Origin of the sequence: Halostella litorea (assembly GCF_004785955.1) — an archaeon.
Taxonomy (GTDB): Archaea; Halobacteriota; Halobacteria; order Halobacteriales; family Natronoarchaeaceae; genus Halostella; species Halostella litorea.
In genome coordinates this window covers 1-21,354 of record NZ_SJER01000008.1, presented here as the reverse complement: position 1 = coordinate 21,354, position 21,354 = coordinate 1, and the positions used below count along the sequence as shown (strand labels likewise).

Here is a 21,354-nt window from a genome sequence, read left to right as displayed (position 1 = left end):
CGCCCGTGACTCCCTACCGATGTCGAACGAAACCGACCTGCTGGCCGTCAAATCCGACGGCGAGTACGCGATGGACGAACTGTCCGCGAACCACCGGCGCACGGCCCGCGCCGTCACGGAATCGATGATCGTCGTTCCCCACGCGACCGACGACGGAACCGCGACGACGATCTACCACGTCTACTCGGCGAGCCAGTCGCAGTACACGGTCGACCTCGGCAACGCCACCTGCGACTGCCCGGACGCGCGGCGTCGGGACCCTGACAACGGCTGTAAGCACGTCCGCCGCGTGCGGATGCTCATGGCCGGCGACGACTCGTCGTTCCCCGCCCCGGGCGACGACGTGCGCGCCTACGTCGCCGATCTCCGGGACCTGCTCGACACGCTCGACGCCCGCCGGCGTGTCCTCGAAACGGCGATTCGGACGGCCCGCGACGACGACCGCCGCGAGGTCGCTCAGCGCCGCCGTGACGAGTACGACACCTACGACTACCTGCGGCAGTCCGTGGCGGCGGACCCGCTGCTGGCCGACGACTGACGCGCTGACGGCCCCCACAGGGCCACCGCGGTTCGGTCGCTACTTTTTTGCCTGTGCTTGTACATTCTCCAAGTATGCCACAGGTCGAGGATCGTCGCCTGCCGCTGATACAGACGGTTGTGCCGAAATACCGGACCGGCTCGATCGAGGTGACGCCCAAGCCGGCGCTCGACGCCGCCGGGATCGGGCCGGGCTGGTCGCTGTTCTTTCAGTCCGAGACGGACGGCGTCCTCGTCGCAGTCGGTGTCGATCGGAAGGTCGACGGTCGGAGCTACCCCGACGCCAGCCCCGTCCAACAGCGGGGGCGGTTCATCGTCCCGGAGTCCTATCACGACGTGCTGGGGATCGATCCGGAGTCGGTCCGCGACGACGGAGGCCGGCTGTCGGTGTACGCCGACGACGGCGTGATCGCGCTTCGGGCCGCCGACGAGCTGGATGTCACCGTGTTCAAGGACGAGGTGCCAGAGTGATGGCCGCCGACCTCGACGATCTGCCCGCGATGATCGACCGCCTCGAACGCGCGGCGCGGGACCGCTGGGGCGACGAGTGGCGGATCGAAACGACGCGGTACGCCGACGGCACCGCCGAAGCGACCGTGATTCACTCCCGCGGGTTGGTCGATCCCGATGCTGACGCCGGCGAGCAACTACATGAGCAAGAGCGACTCGAAACCGATGGGGAGGGGCGGGTGCTGTACGAGCGCGTCCACTACCGGCACGGAACGACGGTCGACGTTCGCGAGCAAGAGATGATCGTCGACCTGACCGACGCGTAATCTCGGAGAACCGTTCTCGACGGTGTTACCCCGAAAAAAATATGGGAAGTCAACCCGTCCGCTTAGTTGCGGACGAGGGAACTGTGACAGTCGTCACAGAGCGTCTCGAAGGTCGCGGTCGTCCCGTCGGGAAGGGTTTCCGTGTAGGAGCCGGACCAGAACCGTTCCTCGTACAGGATCGTGCCTTCGAGACCACAACGGTCGCATTTCGGTTGTCCCATTTTTGTCACCTCCTGTGATTAGCCCGCGAGGGCAAGGGGTTCGTCCCTGTCTCACACCTAACAGTATATGCTATAGTCACTTATAGGTTTTCATCTATGAAAAGTGTAGACTCAAAACTGAATTGATATTGCTCACTTATGCAAAACACTTTTACCAATGGGGCTACAAGCATGGGGTGGAGGCACCCCACGATGACACCAACCCCGTCCCAGACTGGCGACGCCGACCCGGAGCCGTTCACTCGCGAGCGGCTCATGCAGATCCACCAGGACTACCGCGAAGCCAATCCGGACGCAACCGAGGGCGCGGCCGTCCTCGATTTCTACCTCACGCCGGCGTCCCGGGCGCGGATCCTCCGGGCGTTCGTCGGGTGGCCCAACGAGGAGCTGTCCGCGAGCGACATCTACGGGTCGGGCGACGACGAGGGACTGGCCGACGTGAGTCCCGCAACGTTCACGCGGCAGATCGACGCGCTGACCGCCCTCGAAGCGGTCGAGGAAACCCGGCGGATGAACGGGAGTCCGCTCTATCAGGTCAACCAGCGCCACCCGGTCGTTCAGGCGCTCGGCATGGCCGACAACCTCGCGCAGCACGGCGAGACGCCGCTGCTCGTCGACGACGACTTCATCGGGCAAGTCGGTGAGAAGTAGATCGCGTTATTCTTCGCGGGGATCGTCGACGAACTCGTATAACCCGTCAGAAATCTTCTTGACCCAGCCGGCGGCGGTGAGCTGTCGCAGGGCGTAGTTCACGTTTTGCTTCGTCGCGCCGTCATCCACGACCTCCAGCCGGTCCCGAATCAGGCCGGGACTCATGCGCGACTCGCCAAACGTCTCGACATCGTGCTTGAACGCCCGTAATACGCGTTCCTCCGCGTCACCGGGGGTGTGATCTTCGTTCACTGTCACTGTGTGTAGCGCCGTAGCCATGCTACTTCAATATCTACGGTCTTGACTCAAGTAGTTTACTCAGAATAGTACAGACTACTATACTCAGTAAAGTATAAGGGATTGGGGCTGTACTGTATAGATATGAGCGCGGAAGCGACTCCGACCGACGCACAGGCCGACTCCCGAACGCCCGCCAACGAGACGGTGCGACTCATCGTCGGGATCACGCGGGTCATGCACACGCCGGCGATCGTCGAGGGCGAGACCTCCAGCACGGGCAAGACGCTGACCGCGTCGCCCGAGTCGGAGGACACGACCCACCGCATTGACACGGCGGCGATCCTCGCCGGCGAGACGGAAATCCGCGGCTTCCGGACCTACAAGCTCTACACGCCCGAGCGGTACCAGTCGGCCCAACGCGCCAACCACGCGCCCGGTCCCCAGGCCGGCGCGAACGGCGTCACGGACGCCGCTGACCTGCCCGAGCCGACCCACACCCCGACCGACACGGAGGGCCAGCGATGAGCCTGTCGTTCGGGGCGTGGGTCTGGGAGTTCGTCGACGACCGCGACCTCACCGGCTACGCCCGGGAACGCGCCGAGGAGGAGTTGGTCAACGACGAGACGCTCCGGGCGCTGTGGAAGGCGCAGTACGCGGCCGACGACCGGCAGGGGAACCTCCGGACGTTCGACGGTGACGAGCCGGCGGCGGTCGGCCACCTCGCCGAAGCGCGGCGGGCGTGCAACGAAGCGATCGGCGTGCTGGCCGAGCGGGTCGTCCGCGACACGCTCGACGCTGAGGTCCACGGCCACAGCGTCGACCTGCGACAGTCGACGCGGCTCGACTGTCCGGGCTGTGGGGAGAGCGACGTGGAGGCGTACCACCTCGGGCACGCTGACGGCGTTGCAGGCTGGGTGTGCGGCCACTGCGGCGCGACGGTCGAGCAGGACCCGGAGACGGGCGCGGTGACGGGCGTCGCCGAATCGCAGGCGTAGCGCGACGACGGACACGACCTGCCCCGACCGGGCGGTCCGCGGTTCGACTCCGCGGCGGGGCCTATGCAGAGTGCGGAACCAACCGACGAGGCGATCGTGACGTATGACTGCCCGCTCGGTGGCCAGCACGCGCCCCCCGGCGACGAGGTTCGGATCATGTTCTGGGACGGCGGGGAGTTCGTCGTCGCCTGTGTCTGTGGCGGCGAACCGCTCACCGAGGCGAACAGTCAGCCCCACCCGACGCGGGACCACCTCGTCATGATCGGCGCGAACGACCCGACGCCGGCGGAGTGGCTTCGCCTCGATGCGGCCGCTGACGGCTGGTACGCACTCAATCCGCACACGCCCCGCGAACACGGCACCGGAACGTACGCCCAGCAACGTCAGCAGATCCGGGAGCGCGCCCGCGAACTGGCAGACGAGGCCGAACCGGAGCCGATAGATGGGAACCACGACGAGCGCGACGAGGCCGCCCGTGGGGTCGTCTGTCCGAAGTGCAACGCAAACTCCGGCCGCAAGTGCCAGCGCCCAAGCGGCCACCGCGTGCGGTCCTCCCACAGCGCCCGCATCGAGGCGGCCGTTGATGACGGCGTGCTCACCCCCCAGCAAGAGGAAGCTGACGACACCGCCGACGCGACGCCCGGTGAACAGGTAGCGCTCACGGGGTGGTCGGCGTGACGGCCACGCACGTCCCGCGCCCTCGCGAGCACGGTCTCCCGAGCGGCGACCTCGCGGTGTCGAGTCACTGGGTGCATGGCGTCCGGGACGTGACGACGGTCCCCGCGGCGGACCGGGACCTGTACCGCCTGCTCATGGACATTCTCGGCGACGTGTGGGTCCCTGACCTGATGCCCGCCCGCCTCGCGACGGCCTGCGACGACCTCGTCGCCGTCCGTGACGCCGTCGACAACATCGACCGGGGCCGGGCCGACATCGGCGGCGTCGGCTGGGGGATGGGCTACTGCAAGCGCGTCCGCGACGCGATCGCCGACTACCGCGACCGCGACCCGCTCCGACTGGCGGCCGTCGGCTGTTCTGGGTCGAAGTTCGAGGACGACGACCCGATGCCGGCGAAGGATCGGTACAAGGGCGCGTACTGGGTCAACAAGCGCCGCTACTACGAGACGTGTGCCGACGACGGGCGGATCATCTCCGCGGAACACGCCGTCCTCCACCCCGGGACGCCGATCGACTACTACGAGAAGACGCCCGACGACCTGCGGGGCATCCCGATCGACTCGGACCAGCGGCTCCCGAACGGCGACGCCGTGACGACGTTACTCGACCGGTGGGCGCTTGACGTACACGAACAGCTCGCCGCGTGGCTCCACGAGGCCGCCGGCGGGATCGACCCGCGGGACGTGGACCTGGAGATCCTGCTCGGCACGGACTACCGCGACCCGCTGGCGGCCCGCGGCGTGTTCGACGCACTTCGGATCCCTGGCGCGTTGGCGGTGTCGTTCCCGTTTCAGGAGGTCGAGCAAGCGCAGGGCGGGCTGTTCGAGCAGATCGGCTGGATGAGCGACGCCGTCGAGGTCGTGACGGACGGTGGTGAGCGATGAACGTCGAACCGGAGCGCGAGCCCGGCCGGTGCCCCCACTGTGGGGCCACCGTGGAGACCTACGGCGAGGCCCCCGGTGAGACACCCTACTGGGCCTGCCCGGAGGCCCATACCCCGCGCTTTGTCGTCCTGCCGCCGCGGGACCTCGGATACGCGACCGCACTGGTGGCGGGCCGTCTGTACGACCCGATCCGAGAACAGGACCGGCTCGAACCGCTTGACGCCGACGCGCCCGACCCCGGCCGGTTTCTGGAGCGCGTCTGTGAGCGGCTGGCGCTCAAATCGAGTGGGATCCGCGAGGCCGATGCCGAGCGCCGGCGGCCGGACGTCGACGACGATCCCGCCGCGGCAGGCACGCAGTTCGGCCTCGACGCGTTCGCCGGAGGTGGGGAGTGATGCGGCTGTACTACACCGGCGCGTCTCCCGACAACCTCCGGAAAGCCCGTGAACACGCGCCGTCGCACACGCACGGCTACGGGTGGACGCCCCAGAAGATGACGCCCCACGATGGCCCGTACTTCCTCGACAACGGCGCGTTCTCCGATCGGTTCGACGGGGAGCTGTGGATCGCCACGCTAGAGGAGGCCCTGACGGAGATGCCAACCGCGCCGGACTTCGTCGTCCTCCCCGATGTCCCCGGTGACGCCCGGGCGACGATCGACCTGCATCGGGAGTGGCTGTACGACCGGCCGCTCCCGCTCGGCGCTGGCGAACTCATGCGCTACTGGGTCATCCAGCCCGGCCTTCCGATCCGGACCCAGTTCGAGGCGATCGAGGGCTGTCAGGGCGTGTTCGTCGGCGGATCCAAGCGGTGGCTCCGGGCGCACGGCGAGCAGATCGTCGCCGAGGCTCGCGAGCGAGAGCTGCGGACACACGTGGGGAACCCGAGCGGTGCGGACGGCCTCGTGTGGGCCTACGAGACGGGGTTCGATAGCTGCGACACGACGACGGTGTTCCAGAACCAGTACTGGCATTACCTCGACCGGCTGGAGGAAGCGACCGACGAGACCGGCTCGCCCGATCCCGAGCCTGGCGATCCGGAGAGCGCGCAGGCGACCGTCACGGAGTGGTCGGGATGAGCGTCACGTACCGCATCGGGGATGTCCGTGACGTACTGGCCGGCGAGCCCGCCGACAGCGCCGCGTTCATCCATCTCGACGACGCATGGGCGCGGCCGAAGCGAGGCAACGCGTTCGGTGTCGAGTACCCCACCCACCCATTCAGCGCCGACGCCGATCACGTCGACGGCGATCCCGACCTCACCGTCCGGCAGGTCCTCGCCGAGTGCCTGCGCGTGTGCGAACCCGGCGGGACGCTCGTCGTCGACGCGGATTCATGGCTTCTCCCCCGCCTCGTCGAGTATCTTGCCGACCGGCTCGGCCCCGACCAGTACGCCACCGGGTCGGTGACGGCGCTCGCAAGCGACGGGACGCCCGACCGCTCGACGCCCGGGCAGTACCTCGCCAGCGGTGGCTACCCGGTCGTCCTGGCCTCGCCCGGGGCCTGTCCGGTGCAAGTCCCGACACACCAGCCCGCCCCGCGGCAACGGGAGCAGTACGGCTGGGGGACCGCCAAGCCGCTCGGACCGTATCGGGCGTGGCTGGCCGCCACGACCGTTCCCGGCGACCGCGTCCTCGTGCCGTGTGCCGGGACCGCGCCGACGGCGATCGCCGCCGAGCTAGACCACGGCGACCGAGCGGACGTGCTGGCGATCGACATCGAACCCGACGCGAAGGCCGCCTACGAACGCCGGCGCGCCGACGAACTTGCCCGGCAGGAAACGCTCGGGACGTTCGCGGGCGGGTCAGCATGACCAGGACCGTCAGCGCCGACTCCCCAGCGACGGACCGGTTCCATCAGGACGACCTCGGGCCGGACTGCGACTGCCCGATCCATCGCGACCGCGAGCGCCCACCCGTGACGGTGCCGCTCGGGAGCGCGTTCGCCGACCACGTCACGGTCGAGCCGATCCCCCAGCACGTCGCCGGCGACATCTACGCCGCACATCACTCGTATATGCCCGACGTCCCCACGGTCAACCTCGCGCACCATGGCCTGCTCTTTCAGGACCAGCTCGTCGGTGCGATTACGTATCGGTTCCCGCTGATTCGCGCGCTCGAATACGACGGCCGGGAGTACGCCGGCGACGAGATCGTCGAGGCCGCGCGGATCTGCCTCGGCGTCCGGATGCCCAACCTCGCGTCGGCGGCGCTGGCCGCCTCGCAAGAGCGGTTCGTCCGCGACCACGCCCGCCGGCGCGGTGTGGCGCTGCTGCTGACGTTCGTCCGCGCAGACTACGACGGCGCGATGATTCGGGCGCTCCGGGACAAAGGCTGGGAGCGGGCGGGGAAAACGACGCCCTCGCAGGCGGGGAACCGACCGGAGAAAGCGATTCGAGAGCGTGCGAAGTGGCGGTTTCTGTGTCCCGTCGACGACAGCATTGGGCAGCAGTCCGGACTGTCGTTGTGGGTATGATCTACACGAGGACACCGAGCGGCACTATTAATTCATCCCAGATGTTTGAGAACGGTATGTCTCAGAGTGGAGATGACGAAGAACTCCAAAAACTGGCCACAACACACGATATGTACGATCGGCTCTCGGCGACGCTTGACCAGCAAGACATAGATGCAGATGTCTCCCGTTGTGTAGTTCTCCAGCTAGCTGGTTCCCACGATTTTGAGGTTGATTTCGGTGAAGGAATATCTGGGGATATCCACTTAGCGATCGTCTCTGATGCAGGTGCAAACCTGTCTCGATATTTGACCCGGGTTTCAGAATTGGCCCCGGGCTCTGTTCATCACCTAAATGGGACGAACACTACCAAGGCAGGTGCTATTGGAAGCGTATCGGGGGGAGATCTCACACCTGGCCCTCTTTTAGACAGTGAGACAGACTTCACCATCATCGAGCAGTTCGATTCTCTTGGCTCAAAGACTCAAGAGTCGTTTCAACAGATCCTCGATACTGGCCGCTATTCATTTGCGAAGGCGAACTATCGTGAAACAGTCTCTACTTCAGGTTCAGTTTTGCTGGCTCAAAATCCCAAATATGGCGATTTTGACCAGTACGAGAGTATTTCCAAACAGATCGATCTATCCCCGTCTGTTCTCCATAGTGTTGATCTTGCTATCACGAACCGTCAACAGGAGAGCAATCAGGTGGACACAGACGAAGATGAGCTTCCACTGGAATTAGCCCAGCAGTACCTTGAACTCGCACAGTCGTATACGCCTGTGCTCACCGACGAATCCCGGGACGAGATTTCTGATTTTCTAACTGAATATAAGAAAGTGGTAGCTGAGAAAGAACTCGAGTATTACCCTGGGACGGGCCGTCTCACAGATACCTTGATCCGATTTACCGTTGCTCACGCCCGACTTCGACTCGCTGAAAGAACCACCGAGTCAGATGCAGTGAGATCGCGGCAGTTGCTCAAGGACATTCTTCTGTCGCTTGGAGTTGACTTTGAAACTGGGAGGTTTGACGCAGATGTTGTAGACACGGCAGCGCATGAAGATAAAGAAAAACGAGAAGAACTTGACAAACTAAAGCGTGTTATCAGCGAACTAGAATCAGAGTATGACGAGGGAGCCCCCATCGATTTAGTCTTAGACCGTGGTGTCGAAATCGGACTGGGAGACTATTCTAAAATCGAGGAGTTGGTTACTCATCTGAAACACCAAGGCGAAGCTTATGAACCGCAGACAGACTATTTGCGAGTAACATAGAGGAAGATCATTCCCCATTCCTTACTTCAGGTGGATCCCGTTCTATGAGTTCGGCCGCTCTCGCCCGACGTACTCGAACTCGACCACGTCGACGACGAGCTCCGGGTCCCACTCACCGTTGATCCGCTCCCACGCTTCGCGGAAGTCGGCCATGTCGTAGCCGCCTTCCTTCTGGGCGTCCTCGTGATCCATCTCGCCGAGCGGCTCCTGGTACACGTCGGTGACACGGATGTAGCAGTCACACTCCTCGTCGCTGGTGAACATCTCCGTGACCGCCATTCGGATATCGCCCTCAGACGGCCGGTGGTAGCCGTCGGCCCAGTCTCGTCGCGTTGCGGTCTTGACCCCCTCCCGGATCGCCTCGATGTGGCGGGGCTTGAACAGCAGGCTCATTCGTCGTCCCCCTGCTCGTCCCGGAGCCGGTTGAGTTCCTGTTCAAACCCTGCGAGCCGCTGTTCGAACTGTTCTTCCAGCCGGTCGAGTTGCTGCTCGAACTCACTCGCACCGAACCGGTCGTTGAATTCGTCGATCAGGTCGTCCTCGCCCGCCTGTTCCAACAGTTCCAGATCCTCTTCTAATCGGTCCATCCGCTGGCGGAAGTCCGACCGCACGTTGTAGCGATAGGTCTGCTCGTCGACGTCGTCTTTCTCCCCGCGGAGAAATTCACGCTGGCTCTCCGTCAGCAGCCCACGGTCCATTGTTCCGCGGTGTCTCTGGCTGGCCATATAGGACTTTATTCTATCCCGTGGGAAATAGGTTCTGCCTGTTCTATCTCTATGTGGTCTTAGTCTGTGCTTATACAGGCAGAAACTATTTGTAAGCGGATATAGTATGATCGCGTATGGCAGAAACCACTACTGCCGAGACGACAGACGGCGAGACACACCGAAGTGAGTTCCTGAATGGTGGTGTGGTAATCGAGGAGAATGACGCCCCCACCGCCGAGGTGACGCACATCTGCGTGGGGTGTGGCGACGAGATAGAGACGTTCCAGATTTTCGACGATACCATCGAGGAACATCTGGAAGCGAAGCCCATCTGTGACGACACGACAATCGAGTGCCGGGAGCTGGGGCGCGAAGCGATGGAGGCCGAATCATGACGGGCGAATACCCGGAGGTTGACGGGCTGACCCAGCACCACCTCGAAGCCAAAGTCGATCAGGCCGAACTCCGCCGCAAGCTCGCGGCGGTCAAGAGCATCGTCGAGCGGTGCCGACTGCAGTTCACCGAGGACGGCCTCTACATCAATACGGCCGGCGACAACGACGTGGCGAGCGTCGAGACGACGATCGACGCCGAGTACACGACCGACTTCGAGGCGTGTACCGTCGGCGTCGAGACCGGATCGCTGTACCGGGCCGCAACCTTCACCGGTGCGCCGACCGAGTCGGTGACGGTCCGCCTCGACCGCGAGCCCGACGAGAACTCGCCGCTGTCGTTCTCGTGTTCGAACTCCATCGACTGGCACCGGATGGTCGCGCTGGATACCCTCGACGTGACCCCTGCCCGTCCCGAACTCCCGATCCGAGGCGAGGCCGCGACCGCGACCGTCCCAGTCAGGCAGTTCAAGGCGGGCGTCGGTGTCGCCGACGTGGCTGGCGGGCACCCGATTCGGATCAGTATCGGCTCCCGGGTTGTCTCGTTCTGCCCGGATCCGCCGAAGGGCGGCCGGGGGTTGTGGCCGATCAGCGACGACGTGACGATCGAGGGGCAGGCGCTCTCGCGGTACGCCGCGTCGTACCTGCGAGACATGGCTACCGCGTTGCCGCCGGGCGGCGACGTGACGCTGCGGCTCTCTGACGCGTACCCGATGGCCGTCGAAACCGGCGACGGACTGCGGTTCGTACTCGCCCCGTACCGCCCTAACGGACTGGAGGACACGATCCAGCAGAAGCGAGCCGAGCGGAACGGCGAGGTCGAAGTATGAACGAGACAGAACGCCTCAAAGAGCGGATCGGCACACCTGTCGAGAAACTCGGCGAGACGCGGCTGGAGGCACTCATCGCGGAGTTCGGCAGCGCCGACGAAGTTCCGATCTCTGAGATTGACGAGCTGCAACGCGCCGACAAGATCGGCCCGCTGACGGCGGGCCGTATCTGGGAAGCACAACTGTCCGTGTCCGCCGACGGCGCGTCTGAATCCGCCGATACCGACGGGGGTGAAGCATGAGCCGCCCCGAACCGCAGTTCGACGAGTCACGCGACGGGACCGAACGCGCCACGAAAGTCGTCGCGGAGCAGGGCGGCCTCCCCGACGACAACCCATTCAGCGAGATCGTCCGGGACCTCCGCGACGAGGGCGAGTCCTGGCGCGACATCTACGACACGGCCGGAGAGGTGTTCGGTGTTCTCGACGATGCCGCGTTCGAGGAGGGCGTTGATCTCATGGCCGACTGGGGGGTCACCGTCGTGAAACCCGATCCGGACACGCCGTCCGGGGAGCGCTACGAGCGGTACGAACGGACGGCCGAAACCGCCGCTGAAGCGGAGGAGATGGTCAAGCGCAAGACCGGCTACCCCGTCGACAGCGAGCAAACCGAACAGGTCGGCTACTCGAAGGTGGGCTGACCATGGTTGAAACATACAACGACCCAACCGAGATTGCTGCGGCGCTGCTGGAACTTTCCGAAGGGGACCAGATCGAAGCGACGCTGAGAGTCAACGGCGACGAGAAGACGACCGAACAGACGGTCGTCGACGTTGTTGACAAAGGCGCGATCACAAGAATCCATTGCGAGAGTCCCTTCGGTTCGGGCGATGCATCGCTGGGATTCGACGTTAGGACAGCCGGTGTTAAACCCGAACTCCAGAATGAGGTGCTCACCGCGCTCAAGGGTGGACTGACTGTCGAGGAGTTCGTTCAGATGGAGATCACGGAGCCCCGGGAGGCTGAAGCATGACGGCGCAGACTACTACCGACGACTGGCACGACACGCTCACAGACACGCTCGGCCTGCGGGACCGCGAGGCCAGCGCCGTCGAAGTGGCCTATCCGTCGGTGGACAGCCTCGTCGACGCGCTCCGCGAGGGGGCCGACCTTAGCACCGTCGACGGCGTCGGCGATCAGACGCGGACGCGCCTCATGCAGTGGTTCCAAGACGAACACCACGACGCCTACCGCGAGCGCCTGCAGAACGACGAGGGGATCTGCCTGACGTTCACGACCGACCACGGTCTCGACGAGTCGGCGCTGGATGACGGGAAGTTCTACTGGGCGTTCGTCTGTCCGCGCTGTGAGGCGACGAACCCACTCGTCGGCAACCCGGCGAAGTTCAAGAACCGCCCCTACAAGTGCGAGACTTGTGCGTGGGTCCCGCTGCTGGAAGGCGAGGCGATCGACGCGTTCCGGGCCGAACACTACGAACCGACGGAGGCCACAGCATGACCGACGCCGACGTTACCGAGCGCGCCCAGTCGAAGGTCCGCGACGCGCTGGCGGCGCTCAACGAGGTCTCCGCGGCGGCGCTGGGCGGCGACCAGCACGACCGCCTGCTCGACGCCGTCGAGAACACCGAGGCACTGGAGACGGCGCTCACGAACGAACTCGACCAACAGCGGGAGGGGCAGTGATGCAGGACCACTCCATCACGCAGAACGCCGGCCGCTGTGACATCTGCGGGAAGCCGATCGACATGGAGTCCGGTGACCGCCTCGTCATCCAAGAAGCCGAGATGCCCGACGACGTGGGGGAGGAGTACGGCTTGTCGGTGGCGGACGCCGCCGAGGCGATCGCCGACGCACTCGAACGTGTCGGCGACGGCGGTGCGGACTACGAACTCGCTCGCGTGATGCGTGAGGACCACGCGTTCGCCGTCCACGGCGACTGCCTCGACGAGACGAACTTCTCGGAGTTACAGACTGGGCTCGCCGCGCCGCAGGTGCTCGACGCCGACGACGTAGATGCAGAAACACTCCCCGATGGCGGCCGTCTGGAACACGACGACTGGGGGCCACGCGAGTACGTCGGCGACGAGGACTACCACCACTGGGTGAGCGAGGACACGGAGATGGTCGTCCGCGGTCACCCGGTCAACGTCGCGTACCACGGTGACAAGTTCGACCTGGGGTACGAGGACTGCGTCGAGATGCAGCTCGGCGAACTCGTCGGCAAGCACGTGTTTCGGTTCCACACGCCCGACGGTGAGACGACGATCGAGGTCGCGCCGACGAGCAACGGCCCGCGGTCGTGGGGCGTGTACGACGCGTGGGGCGAGGCCGCGGAGTTCAGCAGTGTCGGGAGCGACACCGATGCGGGCGTGTATCGGTACGTGTTCCCGTCGACTGACGACCGCGGGAGTCACAACGTCGCGCTGCGGGTGCCGACCTACCCCGGCGTCGAAGGGGGTGATCACGGTGCCGAGTGACACCGACCGCCCGGAGCGCCGGACCCGAACGCTCCCGAACGGCGACACCGTCCACGAGGCCGCGGACTGCCGGTTCGTCTCGTCGCCGGCGGGGACGGTCCACGAGCGGGCCGCCTGCGACGGCGACGAGTACGACTACGAGTACCACCCCAAATGCGGCCAGCGGCTCCCCGAGGGGTCGCTGTGGTCGGCGGTCGAGGCGGCCGACGCCGAGGAAGCGGTGATGAAGTTCAACCTGCGGCCGTGTACGAAGTGTATCGACGCGTCGCTGCGGCTCGAACGCTGGCGGATGGACGTGCATAGTGCGACAGTTATCCGGAGCGCGGACACGCCCGAGCGGTGGCAATGATGTCCGAGAACGAACCCGACAACTGCGACGGCTGTGGGATCGAAATCACGAACGACGTGAACCTCACCCGCGTTGAGGTAGACGGCAACGAGGAACAGTGGTGCCCCGGCTGTCGGGGTGCCGGCGGAGGTGGCGAGTGATGTCGGACGACACCGACTACAGCGGCGTCCCGGACGAACCGCCGTCGATCCCCGACCCGCCGATGCACGAGGAGTGGGAAGACGTCGAGACGTGGTCGAAGGCCAACCTGCGCTACCCCGTCCCCGGCGGCTGGGACATCGCCGACCACGGGAAGTTCCACACCAAATGGGAACACCAGGATGGCACGGCACTCACGCGTACGTCCAAGCGCACGCCCGGCCCGAAGGACACCTTCGTGTTCACGATCGACGGCACGGAGGTCCACAGCGTCGAAACGGGGGCGGACCGCTCGGAACTCCGTGAGGCGACCGTGTGGCTGCTGACGTTCTACGACGACCGCGAGGGCGTAGAGTCGGTCGCCGAACTCCAGCAGGCGATGCGTGAGGCACAGAACCAGTCGCTCGACGCGTTCGCTGGAGGTGACGAGTGATGGCCGGCGGCGAAACCCTGCAGTTCGACCACCCGCATCTCGACGGCGTCACGCGAGGCACGGTGCTGGAGTACGACGGCTGGCAGTGGGCCGTCGTCACGGAGATCGCCGTCGAAAAGGATCCCACCCGCGTCGGGTTCGTGCTGCTTGACGAACTCGGCGATGACATCGTTCCCCTGCTTGAGGACGCCGACGGCTGCGCCGAACACTACGAGGTGGTGCGGGCGTATCGGGGCGGCGAACACGAGTACTGGACGGACGCGGCGTACCTGCAGAGGGACATCTGGAAGACACTCGGGCCGATCCATCCGGCGGAACGGGACGGCAACGGAGGCGATGCCTGAATGAGCGACGCACAGCAGGAGACACTCACCGACACAGAACAGGACGAGTGGCGCGAGTTGATGAACAAACCCCCGGAGAACCTGACCGACGCGGAGAAAACCAGCAAGATCAAGCTGTCCATCAAACGCCGCTTCGACCCACCGGAGTGGTCGCTGGCGTTCGAACTGGCCAGCCCGAACGGCCGCCGGGCCGACGCAATCGCGGTCAACACGTTCCCGTCGCGGAACTTCAAGGTCGTCGGCTTCGAGTTCAAGGCCAGTCGCTCCGACTGGCTCTCGGAGAAAAACGAGGGTGCGAAGGCGGACTACTTCGTCACGGCCTGCGACGAGTGGTACGTCGTCGCCTGGTCCGGCGTCGTCGAGGAGTCGGAGCTACCTGAGGGCTGGGGACTGTTCGAACTCAAACCGAACAGCGAGCAGATTTGGAAGCAAGTCGACTCGGAGCTGACCGAGCACCAGCAGGGCGAGCCCGACAAGGCGTTCTGGGGGCGGTTTATCCAGAAAACCGTCGGCGGGGAGTCCAACTATACGAAACAGGACCTCCGGGAAGCCCGCCGGCGCGGCTACGAGGAGGCGGAGGAGGAACTGACCGACCGTCGGCTCGACCGTGAGGCTGAGGACCTGCACGACAAGGCCGAGACGGTCGACAAACTCCGGGACGCTGGGCTACTGGGGTACGTCCACCCGATCAGCGACGATCGGATTGAACGGCTGAACAAGGCCAAGCAGTTCGTGCAGGCGCTGGAGGGCGGCCAGTTCAACAGTCTCGACAACGAACTGGAACACTTCGAGGACAACGTCGAGCGCCGATTCCAAGACATCTCGCAGAAGGTCACCGAGATGCAGGACCTTCTCGACGAGCTACAGACTATCGAGCCGAACGCGCAGCAAAACGAGGGTGATGCGTGATGGCGGACGAACCAACCCACCCCGACCTCGAACCACTCGCGACGGACGACACGGTCCGGGTCACGCCCGCCGACGCGGACCGGTTCGTCGGCACGGTCGACGACATCCGAAAACACAGCACAGGCGCGATCACGACCCACGCGGTCACCGTCGCCGAGGACGGGCACCGCGCCCCGCTGTGGGACCTGACGGCCGAGTACGACCCGCGCGAGGGCTGGAGTCCCGTCGTCGCGACCAAGCGCGTCTATGGTGACTCGGAAACCGAGTTCGTCGAGCACGGCGAAGCCGAGTTCGAGGTGATCGATCTGGGGATCGACCCCGACCGCCTCGGTCCCGGCATTACTGTCGAAGCCGTCGACGGGCACGAGTACCGCGTCGTAATCCCGCCGTGGGAGCGGGAGTACGACAGCAAGGCGCTGGCCTACGACCTCGACTCGAAGGCGAACACCTGCGAGAAACTGCGGCCGCGGGAGGTGATCCGGCGTGTCGAGTGAGCCGTCTACGGGCGGGACTGAGCAGATTGCAGAGCGGATACGAGAGTTCGCTGAGTGGGTTGACAGTCCCGACGACTGGATGATCGTGGTCCCGAGCGAGGACTACGATGACGTGCTGGAATCGCTGGAGACGACCACGGACGCGGGGAGATACCATCAGGGGATTTCCCTCTGCTATGGCGACGGCTACGACGAAACGCAGGTCAGGCTCAAACGAGGGCTGGCGGATCAACTTCGCTCAGTCGACACGGCGACCGACGGCAACGGAGGCGAGACCTAATGCACGATCAAGACACGGAGATCGACCGTACGAACCTGCGACCGACCGAGACGGAGTGCAACCACACGGCAGAACGCGCGCTGAAACTGCTGTGGGAGAACCCAGACACGAAGGCCGTCCGGATCGACTCGAACCCGAATCCGATGTACGTCACCGTCGAGGACGGCGACCTAGCGTTCTGGGCCTTCGACTACACCTGGAAGTGTCAGGAACGCGTCCCCGTTCCCGACGCGTACGGCCCGTTCGAGACGGTCGTCGACCAACTCCACGGCTACGCCAACGACGACTACCCGATCGGCACCGTCTCGAAAGACCGGATCGACACCGAACCGAGGCCAAAGCCGACGAGCCTGGAGGACTTCGCATGAGCGGGCCGCTCGTCTGTCCGGAGTGTCCGGACTGTGGCGACCGCCGGCAGAAGTTCCGCTTCGACACCGACCGGGACGTCGGCGTGATCCGCTGTGCGGAGTGTGAGGCGGACATCTTCATCGTCTCGGTGCTGGCGAACCGGCAGGTGACGACGGTCATGGACCCGGCCGCGGGTGGCCTCCCAGACGACGTGGTCGAGCGCCTGGATGCGAAGGACCGCCTGCCGCCGGCGGCGAAGCGCGACGAGGTGGAGATCGATGTCGAGTAGCGACACTGACTGGCCGGGCCTGCTCATCTGCGTGCCCTGCCGCGAGTACGTCAAGGCCGACTGCGACGCCGAACGCACCGCCTGCGAGCACACGTGGGACGAAGCCCGCGACATCAGCCACCTCGACGGCGAACAGTGGGCGAAGATCCGCCACGACGTGTACGTCCGGCACCTCGAACAGGACGACCCCGAGCGGCGCGAGATGGTCGTCTCGGAACTGGCGTCGCTGATGTACGACCTCGTGTCGGCCGACGCGCTGCCGGAGGACTACGACGACCGCGAGGGGCTGGAGAAACTGCTGGTTACGGAGGCCGATTCGGCATGAGCGGCGGCAGTCTCGACTACCTGTTCCAGGATGTCCGCGAGGTCAAGCGGCGCGCGCGGCTCGACGAGGACGAGGCGGAACTGCTGGAGGGGATCGCTCAACTCCTGCACGATCTGGAGTGGTCGCTTTCCGGGGACTACGCGTCGCATCAGTACCGGCAGACGCTCTCAGAGTTTGCCGGCACGTGGGATGGCGGCTACAAGGAGTCGAACCGAAGCGTCCTCATCCCTCAGTCTGACGGCTGGCAGTGTGACAACCACCAGTGGGTCCGCGGCGGGATGACCGTCTCCGAGGGGAAGATGGTGACCGTCTGGAAGTGTACCGACTGTCCGGCGTGGACGCGGCAGTTCCACGGGCGGCAGTATGAGGTCGACTACAAGGAGGCCGGCGAACCGGGGGCCGACCGATGACCGACGAGAACCCCGACACCGTCACGGTCGAAATCGACACGACCGTCGCCGACTCGATCGACCTGTCGAACATCGGGATGGTGGATGTCGGCGACGCGGCAGTCGAGGTCGTCGGCGAACCGGACAGCGCCGGAACGCTCCCCGAGACGGTTCGCGTCACGGGCGAACTGCGGATCGAACGGGAGGACGGTGAGACGGCATGACCCGCGTGTTCCACGACGCTACGACAGGTGAGTGGATCGAAGTCGACGGCGGCGACGAATCCTACTGCCGGATGGAGGCGGCGAACCGGCTTGGCTGTGCTGAAAGTGATCTCCGAGAAGGCTACGGGTTCGAGGACGATGGCTGACGACCTGATCACAGCGCTGTCGGGAGCCGTCGCAGGCGAGTCCTGCGGCGTCTCGGCGTGCCAGACGAACCCTGCGGCGACTCGGAACGGCCGCCCGCTCTGTGCGAAGCACCGCGATCTGTATGACCACGGGACGATGGGCGAACCCTGCGATAGCTGTGGATCGCGAAACTGGATCGCCACGCCCGACGCGGCCTCGGTCGCCGTCTGTGCAGTCTGTGAGTACGTGACCTACGACGAGAGCGTAATCGAACATTCCTGGCGTGAAGAAAACGCATGATGGAACGCAACTGCACGACGACCCGCGAGCAGGACGCTGACCCGGAGGTCTACTACCTCCCCGGCGCTGAGAACCACTACGATTACCGGTACAACGTCATCGTCCTCGACGAGGAGTTGAAAGAGTATCCGAAAGCCCACGATCTCATTCTCCAGCACGAGCGAGGGCACGCGACGGACGCCGCAAAGACGTTCACCGGACTCCTCCGCCACGAGTTCGCGAACGATCTGGACTACTACTTCGGGACTGGCGAGGCCGTCGAGGAAGTCCACGACTACTATCGGAACCGCGATTCGGGTTCGCTGTCCATGAGGACGAGGGCGGCCCTCGCCGCTGGGAACGTTGTTCGAATCCTCTGGCAGCCGGTATTGGGGTCGCTGGCGTTGCTTCGGAGGGAATTATGACCGGTGAGAACAGCGAATCAGACACCGATCACGTCACGCCGTCGCTTCCGTACGGCCCGTTTGCCCCGCTGTACTGCCGCCTCCACGGCCACGACTACGTCGACGACGCGTTCATGGGATCAGGACAGCGCTGCACGCAGTGCGGACGCTGGGACGAGTCGCCGCCGCTTACAGCCGCGGATGGCGTGTTCATCGGCGTGGCGATCGGTGTTCTCGTCGGCATCGGCATCGGCGTTCTTCTCACGTTCTAAGCTCGGGCGGTGGGAGCGGGCGTCAGACGCTTGTTGCGCCGGAGTTCGTGACTAGCGATAGAGACCACAGTTTTGTATAGTCATATGTGGTTTAGAACCACCGCTCAACAAGACTATCGTACAGCCGTCTTGCGATTCTCTACCGGAAACGCCGTGTCTGCACCCACTCACGTTTAGCCTGAAAAACAACAGTACATTCTAGTGGGTCGACGCTGTAGGGTACACTGACACGATGGACCCCAGCCAGAACGACGCTACTCCCGGGGTCAGCGCCGGGAACACACCACTCGCTGACCCACTAGACGACTTCCTCGACTACAAGGCGAAGACGGTCGACCCTGAGAGCGGCGACCGCTCCGGCGCGTACGCCGCCCAGCTCGAACGCATCCTCCCGACGTGGATCGACTGGATGCACGAGCATACTGGAACGGAGTACCTGGAGGGCATCGACGAACGCACGCTCGCCCGCTACCCGAAGTACCTTGCCCGGCGCGTGAAGGCGAACGACGGAGACGCCGACGGCGGAATCACCCGCGGGACCGCGTGGACATACTTCAACGCCGTCCGGTCGTATCTGGCGTGGTGTGTCGCATGGCGCGACCTCGAGGACAACCCCGCCGACTCGGCGACCGTAATCGACGAGATGCCCGACCGGCCGTCGCGCTCGTCGGCCGACCAGCAGTTCTGGAGTCCCGCGCAGCGACAGACGCTCCTGCAGTACGTCGACGAGCGGGCGCACGAAGCCATCGACGAGGAAGGAAGCGACGCTCTCGCCCCCGTTCGTGACCGCGCGCTCGCGTACCTCATCGGCTACGCCGGCGTCCGTGGGGCGGAGGTCCTGTCCCGCAGTGACGACGATCGCGACGGCCGCAACGGCGCGACGTGGGCTGACCTCGATCTGGAGAACCGGACGATCGACGTGTTCGGCAAGAGCCAGGACGACGAGCAGGCTCCGCTGACCGACAAGCCGCTCCCCGCGCTGCGGCGGTGGCACGACGTGCTCGACCCCGCGAGCGACGACTGGCCGCTGTTCCCGACGTTCCACCGGCCCTCACTGTGGGGTGCGGTCCGCGAGGACCTCCGCGACCGCGGCCACGACGAGGCCGACGTGGAGGAGTGGCTGGAACCGTTCGACGACCCGCTCGAAGCGATCCGGGAGTTCGACAGCCGGCCGCCGGCGCTGTCTACCTCCGGCGGCAGGCGGCTGTTCAAGCGGCTGAGCGATGCCGCGGGCGTCGACACCAGCGAGGACTCGAAGGACTACCTGACGCTGCACGGCGGCCGGCGTGGGGCCGGTGAGATGTACTTCCGGGAGGCCGATCATTCGGCGGCGCAGCGAGCCCTTCGGCACGCCGACCCGGCGACGACAAGCAAGATGTACAGCCACATCGAAGCGAGTGAGCTGTCCGAGATCGGGAGTCAGGTGTTCGGCGACGAGTGACCGAGTTTTTAACTGAAACGCGTTAGATTATCGCTACAGATGCAACTGCCCGTGTCCCCCGCTGGGCTCGTCGAACTCGCTGTCGCTACGGTACTCCTGCACGGGATCGGGTACGCGATCGCGGCCACCACGAGACAGTGGTACCGGATAGCGTGCCGGGTCGCGACGTAGGTCTGTCTGAACTTCTTTCGTCACCGATCACGCTCCTCAGCGTCGTACGGGTCGTTCCACTCGTTTCGCTGGTCCTGGTCGAGCGGGACACCGGCCTGCTCGGCCAGCATCACCTGTCCCTGCCGTCTCACACTCCGGCCCTCCAGCCGTTCGGCAACGACCGTGAGCACCATCCACACCGCCAGCAGGGCCAGCACGACGAATACGGGGGCGACTGTCTCGTGCCAGATCCAGCCGTACGGGATCGACGGCAGGGCGGCTACGGTGAGCAGCAGGGCCCGAAACGCCCACGCGTGGGCTCGGTTGAACGTCGGTTCGTCCTCTGTCATCCGTCTCCTCCCGCCCGATATCGGTCGATCCGCGCTTTGTTCGCGACGTAGCCACGCTCGCTGTCGTAGATCGGATCGTCGGGCAGCGCCGCGTCGCCCTCGGGGACGCTCGCCACGGGGTACTCGACGTCCCCGACCACGTCCTCGACGCGGGCCTCCCACTCGCCCAGCTCCGAATCGTCGCCCTTCAGGTCGCGCAGGCGCTCGAACACGTCCGCGACCGCCGCGTACGCCTCGTTGAAGTCGTCGACCCACTGCCGGAGTTCGTCAAGATCGTCGTCGACGCCGTCGGCCAGCAGTTCTTCGTGAACGCGGTCCTCGACCTCCAGCTTCCAGTCGGCGGCGGCCTCGCGGTTCTTCGTCGGGATCTCCGGGTCCGAGTAGCGCCGTAGGGCCTCCGCGACGATCCGGCGGTACTCGTCGGGGTACTGTTCGAGGGCGTTCAACTCCGTGGCCCCCGCGCCGTGTTCCTCTTCCCACTCGGTGACGCGGCGATTGTACGCGACGCCGCCGGTCCCCGTCGCCTCGCTCTCCTCGATGGGCTTGCGCGGAAGGTCAAGTTCCTCGATCTGCTCGGGCGTGACGGCCAGTCGCTCGACGAGCACGCGCTGGTCGAGGTCGCCGCGTTGCTTGAGCCACGCCAGCTTCCCTGCCATCGAAGCCGGCATCGCGTGGCCGTTCACGTCGAAGTCTGATAGGTAGAGGATCACCGCGGGTTTCCCGGCCGCTTCGA

The 21,354-nt window shown here is 65.1% G+C and carries 43 protein-coding genes and 1 pseudogene; 38 read left to right on the top strand and 6 right to left on the bottom strand.

Annotated features, from left to right (window positions below; genetic code table 11):
• The first annotated feature begins 19 nt into the window (after positions 1-19).
• From EYW40_RS17985 to EYW40_RS17975, 3 genes are all read left to right on the top strand, one after another.
• The gene (locus EYW40_RS17985) at positions 20-538 is read left to right on the top strand and encodes a hypothetical protein (RefSeq protein ID WP_135823008.1); all 519 of its coding nucleotides are present in this window, start codon (positions 20-22) and stop codon (positions 536-538) included.
• 74 nt (positions 539-612) lie between these two features.
• Complete coding sequence (locus EYW40_RS17980; protein ID WP_135823007.1) at positions 613-1,008, top strand: hypothetical protein; 396 nt, start codon at positions 613-615, stop codon at positions 1,006-1,008.
• Positions 1,008-1,313 carry a hypothetical protein gene (locus EYW40_RS17975; protein ID WP_135823006.1) on the top strand — a complete coding sequence of 102 codons (306 nt, stop codon included), beginning with the start codon at positions 1,008-1,010 and terminating at the stop codon, positions 1,311-1,313. The genes EYW40_RS17980 and EYW40_RS17975 overlap by 1 nt, the downstream gene beginning before the upstream one ends.
• 62 nt (positions 1,314-1,375) lie before the next feature.
• On the opposite strand, the gene EYW40_RS19690 is transcribed toward EYW40_RS17975, so the two are convergent.
• A complete protein-coding gene (locus EYW40_RS19690) occupies positions 1,376-1,534 on the bottom strand; it encodes a hypothetical protein (protein ID WP_161973236.1) in 159 nt (52 codons plus the stop codon).
• Positions 1,535-1,726: 192 nt separating this feature from the next.
• On the opposite strand from EYW40_RS19690, the gene EYW40_RS17970 reads away from it, so the two are divergent.
• Positions 1,727-2,185: a hypothetical protein gene (locus EYW40_RS17970; protein ID WP_135823005.1), complete on the top strand. Its 459-nt coding sequence runs from the start codon at positions 1,727-1,729 to the stop codon at positions 2,183-2,185.
• A 6-nt stretch (positions 2,186-2,191) separates the two neighbouring features.
• On the opposite strand, the gene EYW40_RS17965 is transcribed toward EYW40_RS17970, so the two are convergent.
• A complete protein-coding gene (locus EYW40_RS17965) occupies positions 2,192-2,464 on the bottom strand; it encodes a MarR family transcriptional regulator (RefSeq protein ID WP_135823004.1) in 273 nt (90 codons plus the stop codon).
• Between the two features lie 102 nt (positions 2,465-2,566).
• Here EYW40_RS17965 and EYW40_RS17960 point away from each other — a divergent pair, with 102 nt between their 5' ends.
• The 9 genes from EYW40_RS17960 (at position 2,567) to EYW40_RS17920 (ending at position 8,712) form a co-directional block, all read left to right on the top strand.
• A complete protein-coding gene (locus EYW40_RS17960; RefSeq protein WP_135823003.1) occupies positions 2,567-2,950 on the top strand; it encodes a hypothetical protein in 384 nt (127 codons plus the stop codon).
• Complete coding sequence (locus EYW40_RS20105) at positions 2,947-3,420, top strand: eL43 family ribosomal protein (RefSeq protein ID WP_135823002.1); 474 nt, start codon at positions 2,947-2,949, stop codon at positions 3,418-3,420. The genes EYW40_RS17960 and EYW40_RS20105 overlap by 4 nt, the downstream gene beginning before the upstream one ends.
• Positions 3,421-3,483: 63 nt before the next feature.
• The gene (locus tag EYW40_RS17950) at positions 3,484-4,098 is read left to right on the top strand and encodes a zinc finger domain-containing protein (protein WP_202614602.1); all 615 of its coding nucleotides are present in this window, start codon (positions 3,484-3,486) and stop codon (positions 4,096-4,098) included.
• Entirely contained in the window at positions 4,095-4,982 is an 888-nt protein-coding gene (locus EYW40_RS17945; protein ID WP_135823001.1) for a DUF6884 domain-containing protein, read from the top strand. Before EYW40_RS17950 ends, EYW40_RS17945 begins: the two co-directional genes overlap by 4 nt.
• On the top strand, positions 4,979-5,377 hold the full coding sequence (locus EYW40_RS17940; RefSeq protein WP_135823000.1) for a hypothetical protein: 399 nt from the start codon (positions 4,979-4,981) through the stop codon (positions 5,375-5,377). The genes EYW40_RS17945 and EYW40_RS17940 overlap by 4 nt, the downstream gene beginning before the upstream one ends.
• Positions 5,377-6,060 (top strand): hypothetical protein, encoded by a 684-nt coding sequence (locus EYW40_RS17935; RefSeq protein ID WP_202614601.1) that lies wholly within the window; start codon positions 5,377-5,379, stop codon positions 6,058-6,060. Before EYW40_RS17940 ends, EYW40_RS17935 begins: the two co-directional genes overlap by 1 nt.
• Positions 6,057-6,794: a hypothetical protein gene (locus EYW40_RS17930; RefSeq protein WP_135822999.1), complete on the top strand. Its 738-nt coding sequence runs from the start codon at positions 6,057-6,059 to the stop codon at positions 6,792-6,794. The genes EYW40_RS17935 and EYW40_RS17930 overlap by 4 nt, the downstream gene beginning before the upstream one ends.
• Complete coding sequence (locus tag EYW40_RS17925) at positions 6,791-7,456, top strand: hypothetical protein (protein WP_135822998.1); 666 nt, start codon at positions 6,791-6,793, stop codon at positions 7,454-7,456. Before EYW40_RS17930 ends, EYW40_RS17925 begins: the two co-directional genes overlap by 4 nt.
• 56 nt (positions 7,457-7,512) lie before the next feature.
• Complete coding sequence (locus EYW40_RS17920) at positions 7,513-8,712, top strand: minichromosome maintenance protein MCM (protein ID WP_161973235.1); 1,200 nt, start codon at positions 7,513-7,515, stop codon at positions 8,710-8,712.
• Positions 8,713-8,754: 42 nt separating this feature from the next.
• Here the strand turns inward: EYW40_RS17920 and EYW40_RS17915 are convergent, their stop codons facing one another.
• A complete protein-coding gene (locus tag EYW40_RS17915) occupies positions 8,755-9,105 on the bottom strand; it encodes an ASCH domain-containing protein (RefSeq protein ID WP_135822996.1) in 351 nt (116 codons plus the stop codon).
• On the bottom strand, positions 9,102-9,410 hold the full coding sequence (locus EYW40_RS17910) for a hypothetical protein (RefSeq protein ID WP_135822995.1): 309 nt from the start codon (positions 9,408-9,410) through the stop codon (positions 9,102-9,104). Before EYW40_RS17910 ends, EYW40_RS17915 begins: the two co-directional genes overlap by 4 nt.
• A gap of 143 nt (positions 9,411-9,553) precedes the next feature.
• Here EYW40_RS17910 and EYW40_RS17905 point away from each other — a divergent pair, with 143 nt between their 5' ends.
• The 25 genes from EYW40_RS17905 to EYW40_RS17795 all read left to right on the top strand — a co-directional run bounded on the left by EYW40_RS17905 (position 9,554) and on the right by EYW40_RS17795 (position 20,121).
• The gene (locus tag EYW40_RS17905) at positions 9,554-9,814 is read left to right on the top strand and encodes a hypothetical protein (protein ID WP_135822994.1); all 261 of its coding nucleotides are present in this window, start codon (positions 9,554-9,556) and stop codon (positions 9,812-9,814) included.
• Positions 9,811-10,641 carry a beta clamp domain-containing protein gene (locus tag EYW40_RS17900; protein WP_135822993.1) on the top strand — a complete coding sequence of 277 codons (831 nt, stop codon included), beginning with the start codon at positions 9,811-9,813 and terminating at the stop codon, positions 10,639-10,641. Before EYW40_RS17905 ends, EYW40_RS17900 begins: the two co-directional genes overlap by 4 nt.
• A complete protein-coding gene (locus EYW40_RS17895; RefSeq protein WP_135822992.1) occupies positions 10,638-10,883 on the top strand; it encodes a hypothetical protein in 246 nt (81 codons plus the stop codon). The genes EYW40_RS17900 and EYW40_RS17895 overlap by 4 nt, the downstream gene beginning before the upstream one ends.
• On the top strand, positions 10,880-11,281 hold the full coding sequence (locus EYW40_RS17890; RefSeq protein ID WP_135822991.1) for a hypothetical protein: 402 nt from the start codon (positions 10,880-10,882) through the stop codon (positions 11,279-11,281). The genes EYW40_RS17895 and EYW40_RS17890 overlap by 4 nt, the downstream gene beginning before the upstream one ends.
• A 2-nt stretch (positions 11,282-11,283) precedes the next feature.
• Positions 11,284-11,613 carry a hypothetical protein gene (locus tag EYW40_RS17885; protein ID WP_135822990.1) on the top strand — a complete coding sequence of 110 codons (330 nt, stop codon included), beginning with the start codon at positions 11,284-11,286 and terminating at the stop codon, positions 11,611-11,613.
• Positions 11,610-12,098: a helix-hairpin-helix domain-containing protein gene (locus EYW40_RS17880; protein WP_135822989.1), complete on the top strand. Its 489-nt coding sequence runs from the start codon at positions 11,610-11,612 to the stop codon at positions 12,096-12,098. The genes EYW40_RS17885 and EYW40_RS17880 overlap by 4 nt, the downstream gene beginning before the upstream one ends.
• Entirely contained in the window at positions 12,095-12,283 is a 189-nt protein-coding gene (locus EYW40_RS17875; protein WP_135822988.1) for a hypothetical protein, read from the top strand. The genes EYW40_RS17880 and EYW40_RS17875 overlap by 4 nt, the downstream gene beginning before the upstream one ends.
• Positions 12,283-13,077 (top strand): hypothetical protein, encoded by a 795-nt coding sequence (locus tag EYW40_RS17870; RefSeq protein ID WP_135822987.1) that lies wholly within the window; start codon positions 12,283-12,285, stop codon positions 13,075-13,077. The genes EYW40_RS17875 and EYW40_RS17870 overlap by 1 nt, the downstream gene beginning before the upstream one ends.
• Positions 13,067-13,426, top strand: a complete 360-nt coding sequence (locus tag EYW40_RS17865) for a hypothetical protein (protein ID WP_135822986.1) — start codon at positions 13,067-13,069, stop codon at positions 13,424-13,426. The genes EYW40_RS17870 and EYW40_RS17865 overlap by 11 nt, the downstream gene beginning before the upstream one ends.
• Positions 13,423-13,566, top strand: a complete 144-nt coding sequence (locus tag EYW40_RS19685) for a hypothetical protein (protein WP_161973234.1) — start codon at positions 13,423-13,425, stop codon at positions 13,564-13,566. Before EYW40_RS17865 ends, EYW40_RS19685 begins: the two co-directional genes overlap by 4 nt.
• The gene (locus EYW40_RS17860) at positions 13,566-13,997 is read left to right on the top strand and encodes a hypothetical protein (RefSeq protein WP_135822985.1); all 432 of its coding nucleotides are present in this window, start codon (positions 13,566-13,568) and stop codon (positions 13,995-13,997) included. Before EYW40_RS19685 ends, EYW40_RS17860 begins: the two co-directional genes overlap by 1 nt.
• Positions 13,997-14,341 carry a hypothetical protein gene (locus EYW40_RS17855; RefSeq protein WP_135822984.1) on the top strand — a complete coding sequence of 115 codons (345 nt, stop codon included), beginning with the start codon at positions 13,997-13,999 and terminating at the stop codon, positions 14,339-14,341. Before EYW40_RS17860 ends, EYW40_RS17855 begins: the two co-directional genes overlap by 1 nt.
• Positions 14,342-15,250: a hypothetical protein gene (locus tag EYW40_RS17850; RefSeq protein ID WP_135822983.1), complete on the top strand. Its 909-nt coding sequence runs from the start codon at positions 14,342-14,344 to the stop codon at positions 15,248-15,250.
• Positions 15,250-15,744 (top strand): hypothetical protein, encoded by a 495-nt coding sequence (locus tag EYW40_RS17845; protein ID WP_135822982.1) that lies wholly within the window; start codon positions 15,250-15,252, stop codon positions 15,742-15,744. The genes EYW40_RS17850 and EYW40_RS17845 overlap by 1 nt, the downstream gene beginning before the upstream one ends.
• A complete protein-coding gene (locus tag EYW40_RS17840; protein ID WP_135822981.1) occupies positions 15,734-16,024 on the top strand; it encodes a hypothetical protein in 291 nt (96 codons plus the stop codon). The genes EYW40_RS17845 and EYW40_RS17840 overlap by 11 nt, the downstream gene beginning before the upstream one ends.
• The gene (locus tag EYW40_RS17835) at positions 16,024-16,392 is read left to right on the top strand and encodes a hypothetical protein (RefSeq protein ID WP_135822980.1); all 369 of its coding nucleotides are present in this window, start codon (positions 16,024-16,026) and stop codon (positions 16,390-16,392) included. Before EYW40_RS17840 ends, EYW40_RS17835 begins: the two co-directional genes overlap by 1 nt.
• The gene (locus tag EYW40_RS17830) at positions 16,389-16,661 is read left to right on the top strand and encodes a hypothetical protein (RefSeq protein WP_135822979.1); all 273 of its coding nucleotides are present in this window, start codon (positions 16,389-16,391) and stop codon (positions 16,659-16,661) included. Before EYW40_RS17835 ends, EYW40_RS17830 begins: the two co-directional genes overlap by 4 nt.
• Positions 16,651-16,986, top strand: a complete 336-nt coding sequence (locus EYW40_RS17825; protein ID WP_135822978.1) for a hypothetical protein — start codon at positions 16,651-16,653, stop codon at positions 16,984-16,986. The genes EYW40_RS17830 and EYW40_RS17825 overlap by 11 nt, the downstream gene beginning before the upstream one ends.
• A complete protein-coding gene (locus EYW40_RS17820; RefSeq protein WP_135822977.1) occupies positions 16,983-17,396 on the top strand; it encodes a hypothetical protein in 414 nt (137 codons plus the stop codon). The genes EYW40_RS17825 and EYW40_RS17820 overlap by 4 nt, the downstream gene beginning before the upstream one ends.
• Positions 17,393-17,599: a hypothetical protein gene (locus EYW40_RS17815; protein ID WP_135822976.1), complete on the top strand. Its 207-nt coding sequence runs from the start codon at positions 17,393-17,395 to the stop codon at positions 17,597-17,599. Before EYW40_RS17820 ends, EYW40_RS17815 begins: the two co-directional genes overlap by 4 nt.
• Positions 17,596-17,745, top strand: a complete 150-nt coding sequence (locus tag EYW40_RS19680; RefSeq protein WP_161973233.1) for a hypothetical protein — start codon at positions 17,596-17,598, stop codon at positions 17,743-17,745. Before EYW40_RS17815 ends, EYW40_RS19680 begins: the two co-directional genes overlap by 4 nt.
• Complete coding sequence (locus EYW40_RS17810; protein WP_135822975.1) at positions 17,738-18,025, top strand: hypothetical protein; 288 nt, start codon at positions 17,738-17,740, stop codon at positions 18,023-18,025. Before EYW40_RS19680 ends, EYW40_RS17810 begins: the two co-directional genes overlap by 8 nt.
• The gene (locus EYW40_RS17805; protein ID WP_135822974.1) at positions 18,022-18,429 is read left to right on the top strand and encodes a hypothetical protein; all 408 of its coding nucleotides are present in this window, start codon (positions 18,022-18,024) and stop codon (positions 18,427-18,429) included. The genes EYW40_RS17810 and EYW40_RS17805 overlap by 4 nt, the downstream gene beginning before the upstream one ends.
• Complete coding sequence (locus EYW40_RS17800) at positions 18,426-18,680, top strand: hypothetical protein (protein WP_135822973.1); 255 nt, start codon at positions 18,426-18,428, stop codon at positions 18,678-18,680. The genes EYW40_RS17805 and EYW40_RS17800 overlap by 4 nt, the downstream gene beginning before the upstream one ends.
• Positions 18,681-18,912: 232 nt before the next feature.
• Positions 18,913-20,121, top strand: a complete 1,209-nt coding sequence (locus EYW40_RS17795; protein WP_135822972.1) for a tyrosine-type recombinase/integrase — start codon at positions 18,913-18,915, stop codon at positions 20,119-20,121.
• 191 nt (positions 20,122-20,312) lie between these two features.
• Here EYW40_RS17795 and EYW40_RS17790 read toward each other — a convergent pair whose 3' ends face one another.
• Positions 20,313-20,621, bottom strand: a complete 309-nt coding sequence (locus EYW40_RS17790; RefSeq protein ID WP_135822971.1) for a hypothetical protein — start codon at positions 20,619-20,621, stop codon at positions 20,313-20,315.
• Positions 20,618-21,354 (bottom strand): annotated as a pseudogene (locus EYW40_RS20100) (hypothetical protein); the annotation flags it as partial. The gene EYW40_RS17790 and the pseudogene EYW40_RS20100, both read right to left, overlap by 4 nt.